The sequence below is a fragment of the Asanoa ishikariensis genome, assembly GCF_900107455.1.
Classification (GTDB): Bacteria; Actinomycetota; Actinomycetes; order Mycobacteriales; family Micromonosporaceae; genus Asanoa; species Asanoa ishikariensis.
Genome location: NZ_FNQB01000001.1, coordinates 1556345 through 1572188, shown reverse-complemented (window position 1 = coordinate 1572188; position 15844 = coordinate 1556345). Strand labels below are relative to the sequence as shown.

Annotated in this window: 13 protein-coding genes and 1 pseudogene; 6 read left to right on the top strand and 8 right to left on the bottom strand. The window is 71.1% G+C overall.

The features are described from left to right. Nucleotides 1-28 precede the first annotated feature (28 nt). Nucleotides 29-1813, top strand: a pseudogene (locus BLV39_RS44970) (DNA/RNA helicase domain-containing protein); the annotation flags it as partial. 71 nt (nucleotides 1814-1884) lie between these two features. Here the strand turns inward: BLV39_RS44970 and BLV39_RS07360 are convergent. Both BLV39_RS07360 and BLV39_RS07355 read right to left on the bottom strand, forming a co-directional pair. Further along, nucleotides 1885-2085, bottom strand: coding sequence for a DUF397 domain-containing protein (locus BLV39_RS07360; protein WP_090788671.1), 201 nt, complete (start codon nucleotides 2083-2085; stop codon nucleotides 1885-1887). Beyond that, on the bottom strand, nucleotides 2078-2965 hold the full coding sequence (locus BLV39_RS07355) for a helix-turn-helix domain-containing protein (RefSeq protein WP_090788669.1): 888 nt from the start codon (nucleotides 2963-2965) through the stop codon (nucleotides 2078-2080). The genes BLV39_RS07360 and BLV39_RS07355 overlap by 8 nt, the downstream gene beginning before the upstream one ends. A gap of 176 nt (nucleotides 2966-3141) precedes the next feature. Here BLV39_RS07355 and BLV39_RS07350 point away from each other — a divergent pair, with 176 nt between their 5' ends. Then, a complete protein-coding gene (locus BLV39_RS07350) occupies nucleotides 3142-3366 on the top strand; it encodes a hypothetical protein (RefSeq protein WP_090788667.1) in 225 nt (74 codons plus the stop codon). On the opposite strand, the gene BLV39_RS07345 is transcribed toward BLV39_RS07350, so the two are convergent. Next, nucleotides 3332-4612, bottom strand: a complete 1281-nt coding sequence (locus BLV39_RS07345; RefSeq protein ID WP_239083745.1) for an MFS transporter — start codon at nucleotides 4610-4612, stop codon at nucleotides 3332-3334. The genes BLV39_RS07350 and BLV39_RS07345 overlap by 35 nt on opposite strands. A gap of 54 nt (nucleotides 4613-4666) precedes the next feature. Between BLV39_RS07345 and BLV39_RS07340 the strand changes: the two genes are divergently transcribed. Together BLV39_RS07340 and BLV39_RS07335 are read left to right on the top strand one after the other, a co-directional pair. Further along, nucleotides 4667-5671, top strand: a complete 1005-nt coding sequence (locus tag BLV39_RS07340; protein ID WP_090788665.1) for a GlxA family transcriptional regulator — start codon at nucleotides 4667-4669, stop codon at nucleotides 5669-5671. Between the two features lie 15 nt (nucleotides 5672-5686). Next, nucleotides 5687-6511 (top strand): hypothetical protein, encoded by an 825-nt coding sequence (locus tag BLV39_RS07335; protein ID WP_090788663.1) that lies wholly within the window; start codon nucleotides 5687-5689, stop codon nucleotides 6509-6511. Here the strand turns inward: BLV39_RS07335 and BLV39_RS07330 are convergent. Together BLV39_RS07330 and BLV39_RS07325 are read right to left on the bottom strand one after the other, a co-directional pair. Beyond that, the gene (locus tag BLV39_RS07330; RefSeq protein WP_090788661.1) at nucleotides 6508-8460 is read right to left on the bottom strand and encodes a VWA domain-containing protein; all 1953 of its coding nucleotides are present in this window, start codon (nucleotides 8458-8460) and stop codon (nucleotides 6508-6510) included. The genes BLV39_RS07335 and BLV39_RS07330 overlap by 4 nt on opposite strands. Continuing rightward, the gene (locus BLV39_RS07325) at nucleotides 8457-9851 is read right to left on the bottom strand and encodes a sigma 54-interacting transcriptional regulator (protein ID WP_090788659.1); all 1395 of its coding nucleotides are present in this window, start codon (nucleotides 9849-9851) and stop codon (nucleotides 8457-8459) included. The genes BLV39_RS07330 and BLV39_RS07325 overlap by 4 nt, the downstream gene beginning before the upstream one ends. Before the next feature lie 94 nt (nucleotides 9852-9945). Here BLV39_RS07325 and BLV39_RS07320 point away from each other — a divergent pair, with 94 nt between their 5' ends. Then, a complete protein-coding gene (locus BLV39_RS07320) occupies nucleotides 9946-10698 on the top strand; it encodes a class I SAM-dependent methyltransferase (RefSeq protein WP_090788658.1) in 753 nt (250 codons plus the stop codon). Here BLV39_RS07320 and BLV39_RS07315 read toward each other — a convergent pair. Both BLV39_RS07315 and BLV39_RS07310 read right to left on the bottom strand, forming a co-directional pair. Next, nucleotides 10695-11450, bottom strand: coding sequence for a hypothetical protein (locus BLV39_RS07315; RefSeq protein ID WP_090788656.1), 756 nt, complete (start codon nucleotides 11448-11450; stop codon nucleotides 10695-10697). The two genes, BLV39_RS07320 and BLV39_RS07315, sit on opposite strands and share 4 nt — an antisense overlap. An 18-nt stretch (nucleotides 11451-11468) precedes the next feature. Further along, complete coding sequence (locus tag BLV39_RS07310; protein ID WP_090788654.1) at nucleotides 11469-12269, bottom strand: TrmH family RNA methyltransferase; 801 nt, start codon at nucleotides 12267-12269, stop codon at nucleotides 11469-11471. A 61-nt stretch (nucleotides 12270-12330) separates the two neighbouring features. Here BLV39_RS07310 and BLV39_RS07305 point away from each other — a divergent pair, with 61 nt between their 5' ends. Further along, nucleotides 12331-14784: a GcvT family protein gene (locus BLV39_RS07305; RefSeq protein ID WP_090788652.1), complete on the top strand. Its 2454-nt coding sequence runs from the start codon at nucleotides 12331-12333 to the stop codon at nucleotides 14782-14784. Between the two features lie 110 nt (nucleotides 14785-14894). On the opposite strand, the gene BLV39_RS07300 is transcribed toward BLV39_RS07305, so the two are convergent. Next, entirely contained in the window at nucleotides 14895-15803 is a 909-nt protein-coding gene (locus BLV39_RS07300; RefSeq protein WP_176984795.1) for an N-acetylglucosamine kinase, read from the bottom strand. Nucleotides 15804-15844 lie beyond the last annotated feature (41 nt).

Genomic DNA, 15844 nt, shown 5'->3' with positions numbered 1-15844 from the left:
ACTTCGTGCTGCCTGGGGGCAATTTCCGATGTCGACGTTCCGCGCGTCCGCCGCGAGCGTCCTGCGCCAGGCGACCACCGGCGTCCTGGTCAACGCGATCACCGACCATATCGGGATGCGAGTGAGCCCTGCCGAACACAAGGCGTGGACGAACAGTCTCGGGGCGCTCGCGCAGGATCTCAACGACGCTGGGCTCGCGCAGGTCGAAATGCTCTGCGAATACCAACTGCCGCTGACCAGCAGGCGGGTCGATGCCGTGCTCGCCGGCGTGCACCCGCGCACCGGAGCGGACTCCTACGTCGTAATCGAGCTCAAGCAGTGGTCTTGGGCTAAGGCTGCCGACGACTCCGCGCACCTCGTCATGGTGAGGCACATGTCGGAACCGCAACTGCACCCTGGGGTGCAGGTCGCCGACTACTGCGACTACCTCACCGGCTTCCTGGGGGTGCTCGCGCAGACGCCGGACGCCGTACGGGGCGCGGCCTATCTCCACAACGCCGCCGACGATGACGTGCGCGACCTCTTCGCCCTGCCTCCGACGGAACGGAGCCGCGTCTTCACCCAGCAGCGACGCGGTGAGTTTCTCGAGTACCTCCAGACGCATCTCGCTCCGGCAAGCGGAGCCGGCGCCGCGGACCGGTTCCTCACGAGCGCGGTGCGTCCGAGCCGGCTTCTCCTCCAGCACGCGGCCGAGGAGATCCAGCAGCGGTCGCATTTCACGTTGCTGGACGAACAGCACGTCGCCTACGAGCTCGTCATGCGTGCCGTCGAGAGGGCGCGAGTGGCCAACAGCAAACGGGTGGTCGTGGTCGAAGGCGGTCCGGGAAGCGGCAAGAGCGTGATCGCGCTTTCGATCATGGGCGAGCTGGCCCGTCAGGGACGTGCGGTTGTGCATGCCACCGGGTCCCGTTCGTTCACGCAGACCCTGCGCAAGTACGCCGGACGCGGTTCGACGCACCATCAGAAGCTGTTCAAATACTTCAACAGCTTCATGGCGGCCACGCCGAACGACCTCGACGTCCTGCTGTGCGACGAGGCGCATCGGGTGCGGGAGACGTCCGCCAACCGCTGGACATCGAGGGCACTGCGCGCCGGGCGACCGCAGGTCGACGAGCTGATGGCCGCTGCGCGCGTGCCCGTCTTCCTGCTCGACGAACATCAGGTGGTCCGCCCGGGCGAGCAGGGCACGATCGACGTGATCTCCGCACACGCCGAACAACTTGGCATCAAGGTGGATCTCGTCTCGCTGCACGACCAGTTCCGTTGCGGCGGCTCGCAGGCCTACGAGGAGTGGGTGCTCGCCCTCCTGGGCCTGGAGGGAGAGAAGCCGCACGTCTGGGAGGGTGACGGCCGCTTCGACCTCCGGGTCGCCGCCTCTCCGGCCGAGATGGAGGCGTTCCTCGCGGAGCAGAACGCACGGGGTCTCACCGCCCGGATGTCGGCCGGATACTGCTGGCGGTGGAGCAAACCGCAGCCCGACGACTCGCTGGTCGACGACGTGCGGATCGGCGACTGGGCCCGGCCGTGGAACGCCAACAGCGAACGCAACGTCGGCGGCGCACCAGGCAGTGCCTTCTGGGCGACCGATCCAGCCGGGTTCGGGCAGGTGGGTTGCGTCTACACCGCGCAAGGATTTGAGTACGAGTGGTCCGGCGTCATCCTCGGCCCCGACCTCGTCGCCCGCGACGGCCGGTTGACCACTGTCCCGAGTGCCTCGAAGGACCCGGCACTCACCAAGGGCACCGATGCCGACCGGCTGATCCGCAACACCTACAAGGTGCTGCTGACCCGGGGCATGCGCGGCACGTTGATCTACTCGACGGACGCCGAGACCCGCGAATACTTCGCGGGTCTCGTGCGAACCGTACGGTCAGCCGACGTGCGTTACGCGTCTGGCGTGCAGTCGCCGCGGCTGGTGGCGTCCACGAAGGACTGCCAGGCCGTGCGGCTGAAGGTGAGAACGGGGCCGGTCTTGTCTTTCGAGTCGCGGACGCCGATCTCGCTGTCCAGCGTTGCCCATTCGACGCACCCGCCGTTGGCACCGCTATAAGTCGACTTCGTCCAGGTGACTGCTTCGTCACTCATTGTACAACTCCTCCGAGAGCGCCCGGATTGCGCGAGTCGATTGTGCACGGTCATCCGCTCGCTCGGAAGCGCTTCGCCAGATTGACTCGTACATATCCACCTCTCGGGTCTTGTCGAGGTAGAGAGCGCCGGTGGGGCCGTCGCTGTAGACCGTCGGTGGCTCGGGATCGCGGCCGCGCTGTTCGGGGAAGTCGAGAATCGCGAAACCGCCGGTCGATGCCCAATGGTGGAGACCGACGGAGAGCGGGAGATAACGCACGGTGACATTCGGACGATCATTCGACTCAGCCAGATAGCGCAACTGCCCGGCCATGGCCGCGCGGTCCCGGATGGGACGACGCAGCACCGCCTCGCTCAGGATCACCTCCAGCGACGGCGCCGCGGGCACCCGGCGGACCAGCAGGTTCTGCCGCTCCATCCGGACCGCGAGGCGCCGCTCCTGCTCCTCCTCAGCCAACTCCGGATGGTCCAGGGCGATCACCTCTCGGGTGTACGCCTTCGTCTGCAAAAGACCCGGCACGATGTCCGTCTGCAGATACCGAATCCGACTCGCCGCCGACTCCAGGCCCACATACAACTCGAACCAGCTCGGCAGTGCGTCCCCGTACGACTGCCACCAGCCCTTCGCTTTGGTTTCGCGGGCGAGCGCCATCAGGGCTGTCGTCAGATCGGCGGACGCGGCGTAAAGCTCGCACATCGCCTTGACGTCGAGGGCGCGCATGCCTACTGTTCCATTTTCGATCCGCCAGATCCTTGGCGTCGACCATTCCAGCGCATCCGCCGCCGCTTTTACCGTGACCTGGGCGTCTTCGCGAGCCCTTCTCAGATATCGGCCGAGCTGTCGGCGCGGAACAGTCGAACCGTGGTCTTCGGTCGGCATGTTCGTTCCTCCCCGAACAGCGATTCCGTAGTGGACACCAGCAGATCATTGCGTCTTCGTACCGCGTGGGCGGAATTCTGCTCCGCAACATTGCGTTTGGGAAGGCTCAAGCCCAACATTCAACACATGACCAGTCGGAAGCGGCGAAATCCACCGGCGGGCCGGGGGCGGCAATCATGATCGACGCTGGCAATGTGATCGAATGCCCGCCCGGCAGTTGGAAGTTCACCGGATCGCCGCACACCTTGTTCCTCCGCGTGGAAAAGGTGCGCGACGACCTGTCCGGCTTCTACGAGGGTGAGGTCTGGCTCGAAGGCCAGCAGTTGGCCCGCGACGGCACGCCGCTCGGCCGGCTTCAGGCGCTGGTCACCGTGGAACGGATCCGGGTGCTCCAGCCATAGCCGGTGTGAACGCGACCGTGCGGCGGCGGAACAGCATCAGCGACAGACCGGCGGCGCCGATCGCCAGCAGCCCAGCCACGTACCAGGCCAGGTCGTAGTTGCCGAGTTGGTCGCGCACGATGCCGGCCGCCGATGCCGCCACCGCGGCGCCGATCTGGTGTGACGCGAACACCCAGCCGAACACGACGGCGCCGCGATCGCCGAAGTACTCGCGGCACAGCGCGACCGTCGGCGGCACCGTCGCGACCCAGTCCAGGCCGTAGAACAGGATGAACACCACCATCGACGGGCGCACGGCGTCGCCGAACAGCGCCGGCAGCAGCAACAGCGAGCCGCCCCGCAGCGCGTAGTAGCCACCGAGCAGGATCCGGCTGTCGAACCGGTCGGTCAGCCAACCCGAGGCGATCGTGCCGGCGATGTCGAACAATCCGACCAGCGCGAGCAGCGACGCCGCCGTCGTCTCGGTCATGCCGTGGTCGTGCGCCGCCGGGATGAAGTGCGTGCCGACCAGGCCGTTGGTGGTCGCGCCGCAGATCGCGAAGCCGCCGGCGAGCAGCCAGAAGGCCCGCGTCTTCGCGGCGTCCCGCAGCGCACCGAGCGCGCGCCGGGCGGCGCCGCCGGCCGGCACCGGCGGCACGACCTCGGTCGCGCCGTAGGCGGGCAGGCCGAGGTCGCTCGGGTGGTCGCGCAAGAGCCACAGCACCAGGGGTACGACCGTCAGGGCGGCGCCGGCGACCACCAGCGACGCGGCCCGCCAGCTCGACTGCTCGATCAGGTACGCGAGGACCGGAAGGAAGATCAATTGGCCGGTCGCGCCGCCGGCGGTGAGCACCCCGGTCACCAGTCCGCGGCGCTTGACGAACCAGCGGCCGGTAACCGTCGCGACGAACGCCAGCGCCATCGAGCCGGTGCCGACGCCGACCAGCACGCCCCACAGGAGGATCAGCTCGACGCTGGTGCGCATGAAGACCGTCAGCCCGCTGCCCAGGGAGACCAGCACCAGCGCGGCCGCGACCACCCGGCGGATGCCGAACCGGTCCATCAGCGCGGCGGCGAACGGCGCGGTGAGTCCGAAGAGCAGGAGGTTGACCGACACGGCGGCCGAGATCGTCGCCAGCGGCCACCCGAACTCGGCGTGCAGTGGGTGGAGCATGACGCTCGGCGTGGCACGGAACCCGGCCGCGCCGATCAGCGCGACGAAGGCGACAGCGGCCACGAGCCAGGCAGGATGAACGAGACGGCGCACGTCAAGAAGAATGAGCGATTCCGGGTACGCTCCGCGAGTGGCCCGACAGCCATCATGCGCAATAATCCGGCCATGACCCATCGCATCGCCGTCCTCGCCGTCGACCACGTGGTCGGCCTGGACCTCGGCACGCCCGCGCAGGTCTTCGGCACCGCCCGCGACGCCGACAACCGGGACTTCTACGAGGTCGGCACGTGCACCGCGGGCGGGCGGCCGGTCCGCTGCACCGCCGGCTACACCGTGCACCCCGACCACGACCTGGCGCTGACCGAGACGGCCGACACGGTGATCGTGCCCGGCATCCACGACGGGCCGGCGCTCACCGAGGGCACGCTCGACCCGGCGGTCGCCGACGCACTCCGCAGAGCACACGCCCGTGGTGCCCGGCTGATGTCGATCTGCACAGGTTCGTTCGTGCTGGCCGCCGCCGGACTCCTCGACGGGCGACGGGCCACCACGCACTGGGCGTACGCGGATCGGTTCCGCCGCTTCCACCCCGCCGTCGACCTCGATCCGGACGTGCTCTTCGTCGACGACGGCGACATCCTCACCTCGGCGGGGGTGGCCGCCGGGATCGACCTCTGCCTCCACGTGATCCGCCGGGACCACGGCGCGGCGGTGGCCAACACGGCTGCCCGGCGCTGCGTGGTGCCGCCCTGGCGGGACGGCGGTCAGGCGCAGTTCATCGAGCGGGCGCTGCCGGCCGGCGACGGCGCGGCGTCCACGGCGGCGACCCGGTCCTGGACGCTCGAACGGCTCGACGAATCCGTGACGCTGGCCGCGATGGCCACGCACGCCAACATGAGCGTGCGGACGTTCACCCGCCGGTTCCGCGAGGAGACCGGGGTGAGCCCGGCCCGCTGGCTGTTGCAGCAGCGCACCGACCACGCGCGCCGGCTGCTTGAGACCACGGTGCTCGCCGTCGACCAGGTCGCCCGGCACGCCGGCTTCGGCACGGCGGCGGCGTTGAGGCAACAGTTGCACGCCGCGATCGGTGTGTCGCCGACCACGTACCGTCGCACGTTCCGCCCTCCCACTGGCGAGAGAGTGCCGGGATAGGCGACTATGCCTGCCATGCAACCGCAGGAGCGACCGGACGGCCGGGTGTACGGCGGCCCCGGCTACGGCGACCCGACCGCGCCAGCCAGTGGAGGTCCCGGCCGCGCCGAACCGACCAGCGGCGGCGCCGTCTACGGCGGCCCGACCAGCGGCGGGCCTACGAGTGGCGGCCCCACGAGCGGCGGCCCCACTTACGGCAGCCCGACCAGCGGCGCGCCGACCTACGGCAGCCCGACCAGCGGCGGACCCACCTACGGCAGCCCGACCGGCGGCGCGCCGACTTACGGCAACCCGACCAGTGGCGAGCCAACCTATGGCGAGCCAACCTATGGCAACCCGACCAGTGGCGGTCCCACCAGCGGCGGGCCGACGTATGGCAGCCCCACCAGCGGCGGACCGACTTACGGCAGCCCCACAAGCGGCGGACCGACCTACGGCAACCCCACAAGCGGCGGACCCACCTACGGCAACCCCACCAGCGGCGGCCCTACATACGGCAGCCCCACAAGCGGCGGACCGACCTACGGCAACCCCACCAGCGGCGGGCCCGGCTACGGCGGCCCGGGCCCGACCTATGGCGGGCCCCCGACCGGCGGCCCGGTCTACGGCGGAGGCGGCAGCGGCACGGGCACCGGGCGGCCCACCCGCGGCGGCCGCCCCGGCACCCCGCCACCCGCCCGCGACCCGATGATGATCGGCGCCGTGGCGATCGGCGCCATCGGAGTCCTCCTCGGCATCCTGTTCGCGACCGGAGTCTTCGCCGGCGACGACGCGCCGCCGCCCGCGACCCCACCGGCCACCGCTCCGGCCTCGCCGCCCCCGACCACCGCCGGAGGCTAAGCGGCCCGGCTCCCTCGCCGCCCGCGCCGGGCGCGGATGTAGTCCGAGACCACGTACGCGCCGAGGTCGCCGGAGGACGGGGTGAACACCCGGCCGCCGCTGCGCCGGGCCACCGCGTCCACGAACCGGCGCAGCCCGGCGTCCTCGCCGAGCATGAACAGGTTGAGCGTGGCGCCGTACCTGGTCAGCCGGTCGACCTCCTGCACGGTCGCGGTGATCGTCTCGCGGGTCGGCGGCCACATGAAGACCGGATAGCCGTCCTCGTCGACGTGGGCGGTCGGCTCGCCGTCGGTGACCACCAGCACGACCGGCTCGGCCCCGGGATGCTTGCGCAGGTGCCGGCCGGCCTTGCGGAGCGCGTCGTGCAGGTTGGTGCCCTGCTCGTAGTCCGGCTCGATGGCGGCGAGCTCCGCCTGTGACAGCGACGCCGCCGAGCGGCCGAAGCCGATGATCTGCAGGGCGTCCTGTGGGAACCGGGTCGCGACCAGATGCGACAGGGCCAGCGCGGTCTGCTTCATCGGACCCCACCGGCCCTCGGACACCATCGAGAACGACAGGTCGACGCAGAGCGCCACGGCCGCCGAGGCACGCCGCTCGGTCTCCACGACCTCGAAGTCCTCGACCTCCAGCTTGACCGGCACGCCCGCGCCGCCCCGGGCCACCGCCCGAGTCAAAGTGCGGACGACGTCCAGCGGCTGCTCGTCGCCGTACTCCCAGGCCCGGGAAGCCCCCGTCACCTCGCCCGCCGCGCCCGCGTCGCGCAGGTCGTGCTGCCCGCGCCGGCCCGCGGTGAGGTCCGCGAACACCCGGCGCAGGGCGGTGCCACCAAGCCGGCGCAGCGCCTTCGGCGACAGAGTGAGGCCCTCGGCAGTGCGAGTCACCCAACCCTGCCGGCGCATCTCCCGCTCCAGCTCCTGCAGCCGACGGACGTCGTCAGCCGCCGAGCGCCCAAGGGCACGCGCGACCGCCTCCACGTCGACGTCGTCCAGGGTCGCGCCGGGGTGCTCCTGGCCGAGTTGGTCGATCAGGTCGTCCAGCTCGCCGATCTCTTCCAGTGCGCCCGTCGCCTCGCCGTACCCGAGCGGCTCCTCCCCACGCATCCGCTCCCGGCGGTCCCAGGCCAGGTCGGGGCGCAGCGCGCGCAGGTTGTCGTTGAGCGCGCCCATCTCCCGGGCCAGGTCACCGTTGCCGAGTGCCTGCTGCATCAGCGAGGCCAACTCGTCGCGCTGCTGCGGCGAGAGCGACCGCATGAGCCGCTCGCCGGCCGCCGCCCGCCGGGCCAGGGCGTCGACCAGCTCGTCAACGGTCGACGGCTGCTCCGGGAAGTACTCGCCGTGCCGCCGCATGAACTCGGCGAACTGGTCGGTGGTGTCCTCGCCACGGGCGTGCGAGGCGAGCAGCGCGTTGAGGTCGCGCATCATCTCCGCGACGGCCTGCTGGGCGGCCGGGTCCTGGAGCGACTCCCGCATGCCGCGGAACCGCTGCTCGACCACCTCGCGCCGGAGCCCGTCGAGGATCTCCTGATAACGCTGCCGACCCTCCTCGCTGGCCCACTCGTAGTCGGACAGCTCCTCGACGGCACGCGCGGTCGACCGAGGCAAGTTGTCCAGAACCGCCTCGTTGAAGCGGGCGGTGTCGTCGTCCTGCGCAGCCAGGGCCTCTCGTTCGGCAGCGAGGGCCTGGTCGAGAAGCTGCTGCGCCCGGGTCACCGCGCCGTCGAGCTGCCCGCGGCGCATCGCGTCCCGGCGCATCCGGCGGGCGCGGGCCTGGAGGTCATCGAGGCCACCCCGATCCCCAGGGCCGCGGCGCAGCAGGTTGCGCAAAGCGTCCCGCAGCGAGCCGCCCTCCAGCACCTCGGCGCCGACGTCGTCGACCGCGCCGCGGACGTCGTACGGTGGCGCCAGCGGGTCGGGCCCGCCCGACCAGACGCCGTAGCGGTTGCGCTTCATTCCCGGCTGCCGTACATCGTGCGTCCGTCGCCGCTGACCTTGGACATCCGCCGGGTCAGGTGCAGTCCTTCGAGCACGAACTCGACGCCGGCGGCCGCCTCGCCACGGGTCGGCGCGTCGCCCAGGCCCAGCCGGTCAAGCACCTTGGCCAGTCCTGGCAGGGTGCCGACCTGGCGGAGGATCTCGTCGGCCGGCACGAGTTCGCCGGTCTCCACGATGTCGCCCTCGGCGACCAGGTTGACGAAGCTCGACAGGTCGAGCCCGGCCAGCCGGGCACGGAAGGTCTCGGCCGTCGCGGTGCGCAGCAGGTGGCCGAGGATCTCGACCTCGCGGCCCTCCTCCCCGCTCTCGAACTCGACCTTGCCCCGGAGGGTGCTGGTCACCGACTCGGCGTCGCCGATCCGGGCCACCGCCTCGGCCTCGTCGAGCAGGCCGGACCGGCGCAGCGCGGAGGCGGCGACGGTCTCAGCCGCCGCGATCGGGAACCGCGCGGAGACCCCGGAGCGGGCGTCGACCGAGGGCGACTCGCGGACCAGGCGGGCGAACCGCGCCAGGACCTCTAGTACGTGATCGGGTACGGCGGCCACCAACGCGGCCTCCTGGCGGACCAGGTCGAGCTCGAGGTCGAGCTCCAGCGGGTAGTGGGTGCGGATCTCGGCACCGAACCGGTCCTTGAGCGGCGTGATGATCCGCCCGCGGTTGGTGTAGTCCTCGGGGTTGGCGCTGGCCACCAACAGCACGTCGAGCGGCAGCCGGAGCTGGTAGCCGCGGATCTGGATGTCCCGCTCCTCCAGCACGTTGAGCAGGCTGACCTGGATCCGCTCGGCGAGGTCGGGCAGCTCGTTGACGGCGAAAATGCCACGGTTGGTGCGCGGCACGAGTCCGAAATGGATGGTCTCCGGGTCGCCGAGGGTGCGGCCCTGCGCGACCCGGATCGGGTCGACGTCGCCGACCAGGTCGCCGACGCTGGTGTCCGGCGTGGCCAGCTTCTCGCCGTAGCGCATCGAGCGGTGCAGCCAGGCGACCGGCTGATCGTCGCCCTTCTCCTCGGCAAGACGGCGCGACGACGGGGTCAGCGGGTGCAACGGGTGTTCGTTGATCTCGGAGCCGGGGATCACCGGTGTCCACTCGTCGAGCAGGTCCACCAGCGACCGGATCAGCCGGGTCTTGCCCTGGCCGCGCTCACCGAGCAGCACCATGTCGTGACCGGCCAGAATGGCCCGCTCGACCTCGGGCAGCACCGTCTGGTCGTAGCCGACGATGCCGGGAAAACGGGGTTGGTTGGTGCGCATCCGCTCCAACAGGTTGGCCCGGAGTTCCTCCTTGACCGTCCGATAGGTGTAGCCGGCGGCCCGCAACTCCCCGACCGTACGAGGCAGGTTCTCTGTCACCCGACCGACGCTATCTCGCGATCGTGTCGCCGCGTTTCGCTCGGAGCGAACAACCGCTGGACACCCCGCGACGCATGTAACTAGTGTGACTGCTATGAGTCCTTACCTTGACGCGTCCGCCTGGCAGGAGAGTTGGGACCGCCAGCAGGAGGCGTTCCTCCCGGACCGCGAGGAGCGGTTCACCGCGATGCTGGACATCGTCGAGGCCGTCGCCGGCCCGGCGCCCCGGGTGCTCGACCTGGCCGGCGGCACGGGTTCGATCTCGCTGCGGACCCTGCGCCGCTTCCCCCGCGGCACCACCACCCTGGTCGACGTCGACCCGGTGCTGCTCACCATCGCCCGCGCCAGCCTCGACGACCGCACCGCGATCGTCACCACCGACCTGCGCTCGCCGTCGTGGACCGCCGACCTGCCCCACGACGGCTACGACGCGGTGCTCAGCGCCACCGCGCTGCACTGGCTCGACCAGGACCGACTGGCTGCCCTCTACGGCGAGGTCGCCCACCTGATCCGGCCCGGCGGCGTGTTGATCAACGCCGACCACATGCCGGACGAAGGCCTGCCGGTGCTGAGCAGCACCCTCCGTGACCGGGCCCGCGGCCGCCGCAACGCCCGCTACGCCGCCGGCGCCGCGATGTCCTGGCCGGGCTGGTGGGAGCTGGTCAGCCGGGACGAGATCCTGGCGGCCCCGTACACGGAGCGTAAGAAGATCTTCTCCAGCTCGGAGCACAACGACTGGACTCCCCCGGCCACCTGGCACGAGGCGGCCCTGCGCAAGGCCGGCTTCCAGGAGGTCGGCCTGGCCTGGCGCGGCGGCACCGACGCCGCGGTGGTGGGAGTGCGCTAAGCGGAGACCCGGTAGCGACCCAGGGAGAGGCCGAGCCCGATCATCCCGACCGCGCCCGCGCACAGCATCATTCCGACCATGCGCAGGGCCTGCTCGCCGCCCAGCGGCACCACGGCGGCGAGGCCGAACGCGATGCCGCCCGCGACCGCCGGGCCGGCAATCCCCTCGCGCAACCTCGGCCGCCGGTTCGCGTTGTAAGCCAACACGGTGATCGTTGCCGCGAACACGAACGCGATCACGGCCAGGGCGACCACGAACGGGCGCAACGCTGGTCCGATGTCGCTCGCGTCGGGGGACGAGACGACCACGATCAGGAAGAACAGCGGAACTGACGCGATCAGGCCCCACGTGTTGGCCGCCTCGTCCGGTTTGACGCGCGGCCAGGGTTTCACGGTGTGGGCGGGCTCCCAGAGCGCCACGGCCAGTCCGACCAGCCCCACCACCGCGACGGCGAACCCGAGCACAAGGTACGGGTTGGGCAACGCGACGACCGCCTGGATCAGCAACGGCACCGCCGTCACCGCCGTGACGCCGGCCATCCCCCGGCGCAACCGGTCGTCGATGGCGAACCGTGCGGCCACCACCGCACCGCCGGCGACCGCCAGGGCGGCGAACGCGATCTGCGGCGTCACCTCGCCGAGCTGCCCGGTCAGGGCTGAGTCCGGAGGGGCGAAGCCCTCGAACAGCGCCGCCCGGCCGGTGCCGAAAAGCGCGGCGGTGCCGAGCCAACCGCGGGCCCGCTCAGAGATCACGGCCAGCAGGATAGACGGCTATGGCTCGCGTCGGGTGCGCTGCCGGGACGCCTCGTAGAGCACGATCGTGGCCGCGGCCGCCGCGTTGAGCGACGACGCCGCTCCCCCGATCGGGATGCGGACCATCTCGTCGGCGGCCTGCCGCCAGGCGCTGCTCAGGCCCTGCGTCTCGTTGCCGACGAGGAGCAGCGTCGGTCCGCGCAGGTCCGCGTCCGCGACGTCGACGGTGGCCCGTTCGTCGGTCCCGACCAGGCGCAGCGGCGCCGCCCACTCCAGCACCTCGGCGGCCGCGCCCATCCGCACCACCGGCAACGCGAAGATCGATCCGGTGCTGGCCCGCACGGCCCTCGGGTCGTACGGGTCGGCCGCGTGCCCGCTGACGATCAGCCCTTCGGCGCCGAAGGCGTCCGCCGACCGGATCAGCGTGCCCAGGTTGCCGGGTGAGGTCGGCCGGTCGAAGACCACGTAGAGCGGCGCCCCCGCCCGGTCCGGGACGTGGTGGCCCAGCCGGTCGAGCCGGTCCGGCGGCAGCCCGACCACGGCGACAAGCTCGGCCTCTTCCTTCTCCCCCAGCTCGGCCAGCAGCTCAGGGTCCATCTCCACCGGCTCGGGAACCTTCTCGAGCAGCGACGCGGCCCAGTCTGAGAGCCGCCGCCCGGCCGGGAAGATCAACTGTCGGACCTCCCAGCCGTGCTCGACCGCGAGGCTGATCGGGCGTACCCCCTGCACCAGGAACTCGCCCGCCCGGTGCCGTTTGCTCCGGTTGGTCAACAGCGCCTGCCACTGCTGGAACGTCGCATTCCGCGTCGTGATCTTCACGGCTCCACCTCATTCCGCACGGCGCTGTGTTTACCATCGTCGGACTCGGAGAGGTGGCGAAGTGGGTATTCCGGAGCGTGCGCGCGTCGTGGTAATCGGCGGTGGGGTGATCGGCACGTCGGTCGCGTACCACCTGGCCGCACTCGGCTGGACCGACATCGTGCTGCTCGAACGGGACAAACTGACCTCGGGCACCACCTGGCACGCGGCCGGGCTCATGGTCACCTTCGGCTCGCTGTCCGAGACCTCGACCGAGATGCGCAAGTACACCCGTGATCTGTACGCCCGGCTGGAGGCGGAGACCGGCCAGGCGACCGGGCTCAAGCAGGTCGGCTTCATCGAGGTGGCCGCCGACGCGGACCGGCTGGAGGAATATCGCCGGGTCTCGGCGTTCAACCGCTACTGCGGCATCGACGTGCAGGAGATCAGTCCCGGCGAGATCAAGGAGCTGTTCCCGCTCGCCAAGACCGACGACCTGCTGGCCGGCTTCTACGTCGCCGACGACGGCCGGGCCAACCCGGTCGACGTGACGATGGCGCTGGCCAAGGGAGCCCGGCTGCGCGGCGCGACGATCATCGAGGGAGTGCCGGTCACCGGCGTTCTGCGGAACGGCCAAACCGTGACGGGTGTACGCACACCGCAGGGCGACATCGAGGCCGAGTACGTCGTCAACTGCGCCGGCATGTGGGCGCGCCAGCTCGGCGAACAGGCCGGGGTGAGCATCCCGCTGCAGGCCGCCGAGCACTACTACCTGATCACCGAACCGATCGACGGCGTGTCCGGCGACCTGCCGGTGCTGGAGGACCCGTCGTCGTACGGCTACTACCGCGAGGAGGGCGCCGGCCTGATGGTCGGGCTCTTCGAGGCGGAGTGCGCGCCCTGGCATGTCGACCGGGTGCCGGAGTCGTTCTCGTTCGGCACGATCCCGCCGGACTGGGACCGGATGGCGCCGTACCTCGAAAAGGCGATGGCCCGCGTGCCGATCACCGGCGAGGTGGGCGTGCGCACCTTCTTCTGCGGCCCCGAGTCGTTCACCCCGGACCTGTCGCCCGTCTTCGGCGAGGCGCCGGAGCTGCGCAACTACTTCGTCGCGGCCGGGCTCAACTCGATCGGCATCCTGACCGGCGGCGGGATCGGCCGGGCGCTGGCCCAGTGGATCGTCGACGGGCAGCCGGACGTCGACGTGACGGGCATGAACATCGACCGGCTGGAGCGCTACCAGTCCACACCGGACTATCGCGCGACGCGTACCGTCGAGTCGTTGGGCAAGGTCTACGCCACCCACTTCCCGGGCCTGTCGATGAAGACCGCGCGCGGCGCGAAGCTCTCGCCGGTCCATTCGCGCCTGGTCGAGCAGCGCGCCTACTTCCGCGACGTGAGTGGTTGGGAAGGCGCCGACTGGTACGCCCCAGAGGGCGTGCGGCCCGAGGTGGAACGCCTGTCCTGGGGCCGGCAGAACTGGTTCCCCTACTGGGCCGACGAGCACCGGGCCGCCCGCGAGGGCGTGATCCTGATGGACATGTCGTTCATGTCGAAATACGTCGTGCGCGGCGACGAGGCGGGTGCCGCACTCGACCACCTGTCGGCCGGCGTGGTGGACGGCGAGGCCGGGCGGATCACGTACACCCAATGGCTCAACGAGGCCGGCACGCTGGAGGCCGACCTCACCGTCACGAAGCTGGCCGACGACGAGTTCTGGGTGGTCGCCTCGGACACGGCACACCGGCATGCACTCAAAATGATGGAACGTTCGTTCGCTAACAGGCACGCGTTCGTCACCGACGTCACCGGCGGCTACGCGCAGCTCAACATCCAGGGTCCGCGCTCGCGCGAGCTGCTCCAGTCCGTGACCAGCGCCGACCTGTCCAACGAGGCGTTCCCGTTCCGCACGGCCCGCGAGATCGACCTGGGCTTCGCCCGCGTGCTCTGCGTCCGGATCACCTACCTGGGTGAGCTCGGCTACGAGCTCTACATCCCTGCGGAGCAGGCGATCCACGTGTACGACCGGCTGACCGCGGCCGGTGCGGCCGTCGGTTTGCGGCACGCCGGCCTGAAGGCGTTGTCCAGCCTGCGGATGGAGAAGGGCTACCGGGACTACGGCCACGACATCGACAACACGGACTCGGTGCTGGAGGCCGGCCTCGGCTTCGCGGTCGCGCTGGACAAGCCGGGCGGCTTCGTCGGCCGCGACGCGGTGCTGGCCCGCAAGGCCGCCGGGCCGCTGAGCCGCCGCCTGGTCCAGGTCCTGCTGACCGACCCGGACCCGCTGCTCTTCCACGGCGAGGTCGTCCGCCGCGACGGCGTGCCGGTGGGCTACATCCGCGCGGCCTCCTACGGCTTCACGCTGGGCGGCGCGGTCGGCCTGGCGATGCTGGCTCGCGAGGACGGCGCCGCCCTGGACCAGACCTGGCTGGACAGCGGCGAGTGGACAGTCGAGGTCGCCGAGCGCATCGCGCCGGCCCGCTGCTCCCTACGCCCCCTCTACGACCCCAAGAACACCCGCATCCACCTGTAAGCAAGGGACCCTTCTTAACGCTTCCTGCATAGGAAGGGCCCCTTGTTAACGCCTCGCCACCGCCCACAGCGGCAGGTTGTTAAGAGGGGACCCTTCCTATGCGAAAAGCGTTAAGAAGGGGCCCTTGCTTCGCTTTGGGCGGCGGCTAGGCGGGCGGCGGCCTCGGCGGCGTCGCCGGCCAGGAGGGGCGTGCGGCCGGTGGCCGCGTGGAGGCGGGACTCGACGGCTTCGCGTAGTTCGGGGACGGCCGTGAGGAGGCCGCCGGCCAGGACGATCGGGCCCTCGGTCGGTGGGAGGGCCAGCAGGGTCGCGGTCAGACGGTCCGCGCCGGACGCGACGATCGCGGTGGCGGCGGGGTCGCCGAGCCGGACCGCCTCGAAGACCAAGGGCGCCAGGGCCGCCATCTTGTCGCGGGGCAGGGCGTAGAAGGCGCTGACGAAGCCCTCCGGGCCGGCGCCGCCGACCGTGGCGTGCACTGCCGAGACCAGGGCGCCGTCGGTGCCGGCGTGCAACGCGTGTGCCGTGTGTCGGGCCGCGGCGACGCCGAACCAGAAGCCCGAGCCCTCGTCACCGAGCAGCCAGCCGATGCCGTCGACCCGCCGGCCGACGGTCCAGTCGACGATCTCGCAGGCGATCGCGCCCGTGCCGGCGATCAGCACGGAACCCGTCGGCGAGTCGTGGCCGCCGGCCGCGTAGGCCACCACCGCGTCGCCCACCGTGCGCAGGGGCGCCGGCACACCGGTGGTCGCCCACGCCGACGCGTAGGCCGCCGCACCCGCAGGCGTGGTCAGTCGGCTGTAGCCGGCCACACCGACCACCGCACCGACCACGTCAGCCGGGTCGAGGTCACCCAAGGCCTCGCGGACCGCGCCGACGAGCGCGGCCGCGGTCGAAGCCGGTGGGCGCGCGACCGGGTTGCCCGGCCCGCCGCGGCCTCGGCCGACGACCGCACCGTCGAGTGTGGTCACTACGACGCGGGTGCTGGTGCCGCCGCAGTCCCCGCCGATCACCAACGTCACGAGACACATGCTGCGCGTCCCGCGTCGTCAAGACAAGAGTC

Excerpts from the sequence above, each read along its gene's own strand:
- BLV39_RS07350 (WP_090788667.1), top strand. The coding sequence starts at position 3,142 with ATGATCGACGCTGGCAATGTGATCGAATGCCCGCCCGGCAGTTGGAAG.
- BLV39_RS07320 (WP_090788658.1), top strand. The coding sequence starts at position 9,946 with ATGAGTCCTTACCTTGACGCGTCCGCCTGGCAGGAGAGTTGGGACCGC.
- BLV39_RS07340 (WP_090788665.1), top strand. The coding sequence starts at position 4,667 with ATGCGCAATAATCCGGCCATGACCCATCGCATCGCCGTCCTCGCCGTC.
- BLV39_RS07330 (WP_090788661.1), bottom strand. The coding sequence starts at position 8,460 with ATGAAGCGCAACCGCTACGGCGTCTGGTCGGGCGGGCCCGACCCGCTG.
- BLV39_RS07355 (WP_090788669.1), bottom strand. The coding sequence starts at position 2,965 with ATGCCGACCGAAGACCACGGTTCGACTGTTCCGCGCCGACAGCTCGGC.
- BLV39_RS07360 (WP_090788671.1), bottom strand. The coding sequence starts at position 2,085 with ATGAGTGACGAAGCAGTCACCTGGACGAAGTCGACTTATAGCGGTGCC.
- BLV39_RS07335 (WP_090788663.1), top strand. The coding sequence starts at position 5,687 with ATGCAACCGCAGGAGCGACCGGACGGCCGGGTGTACGGCGGCCCCGGC.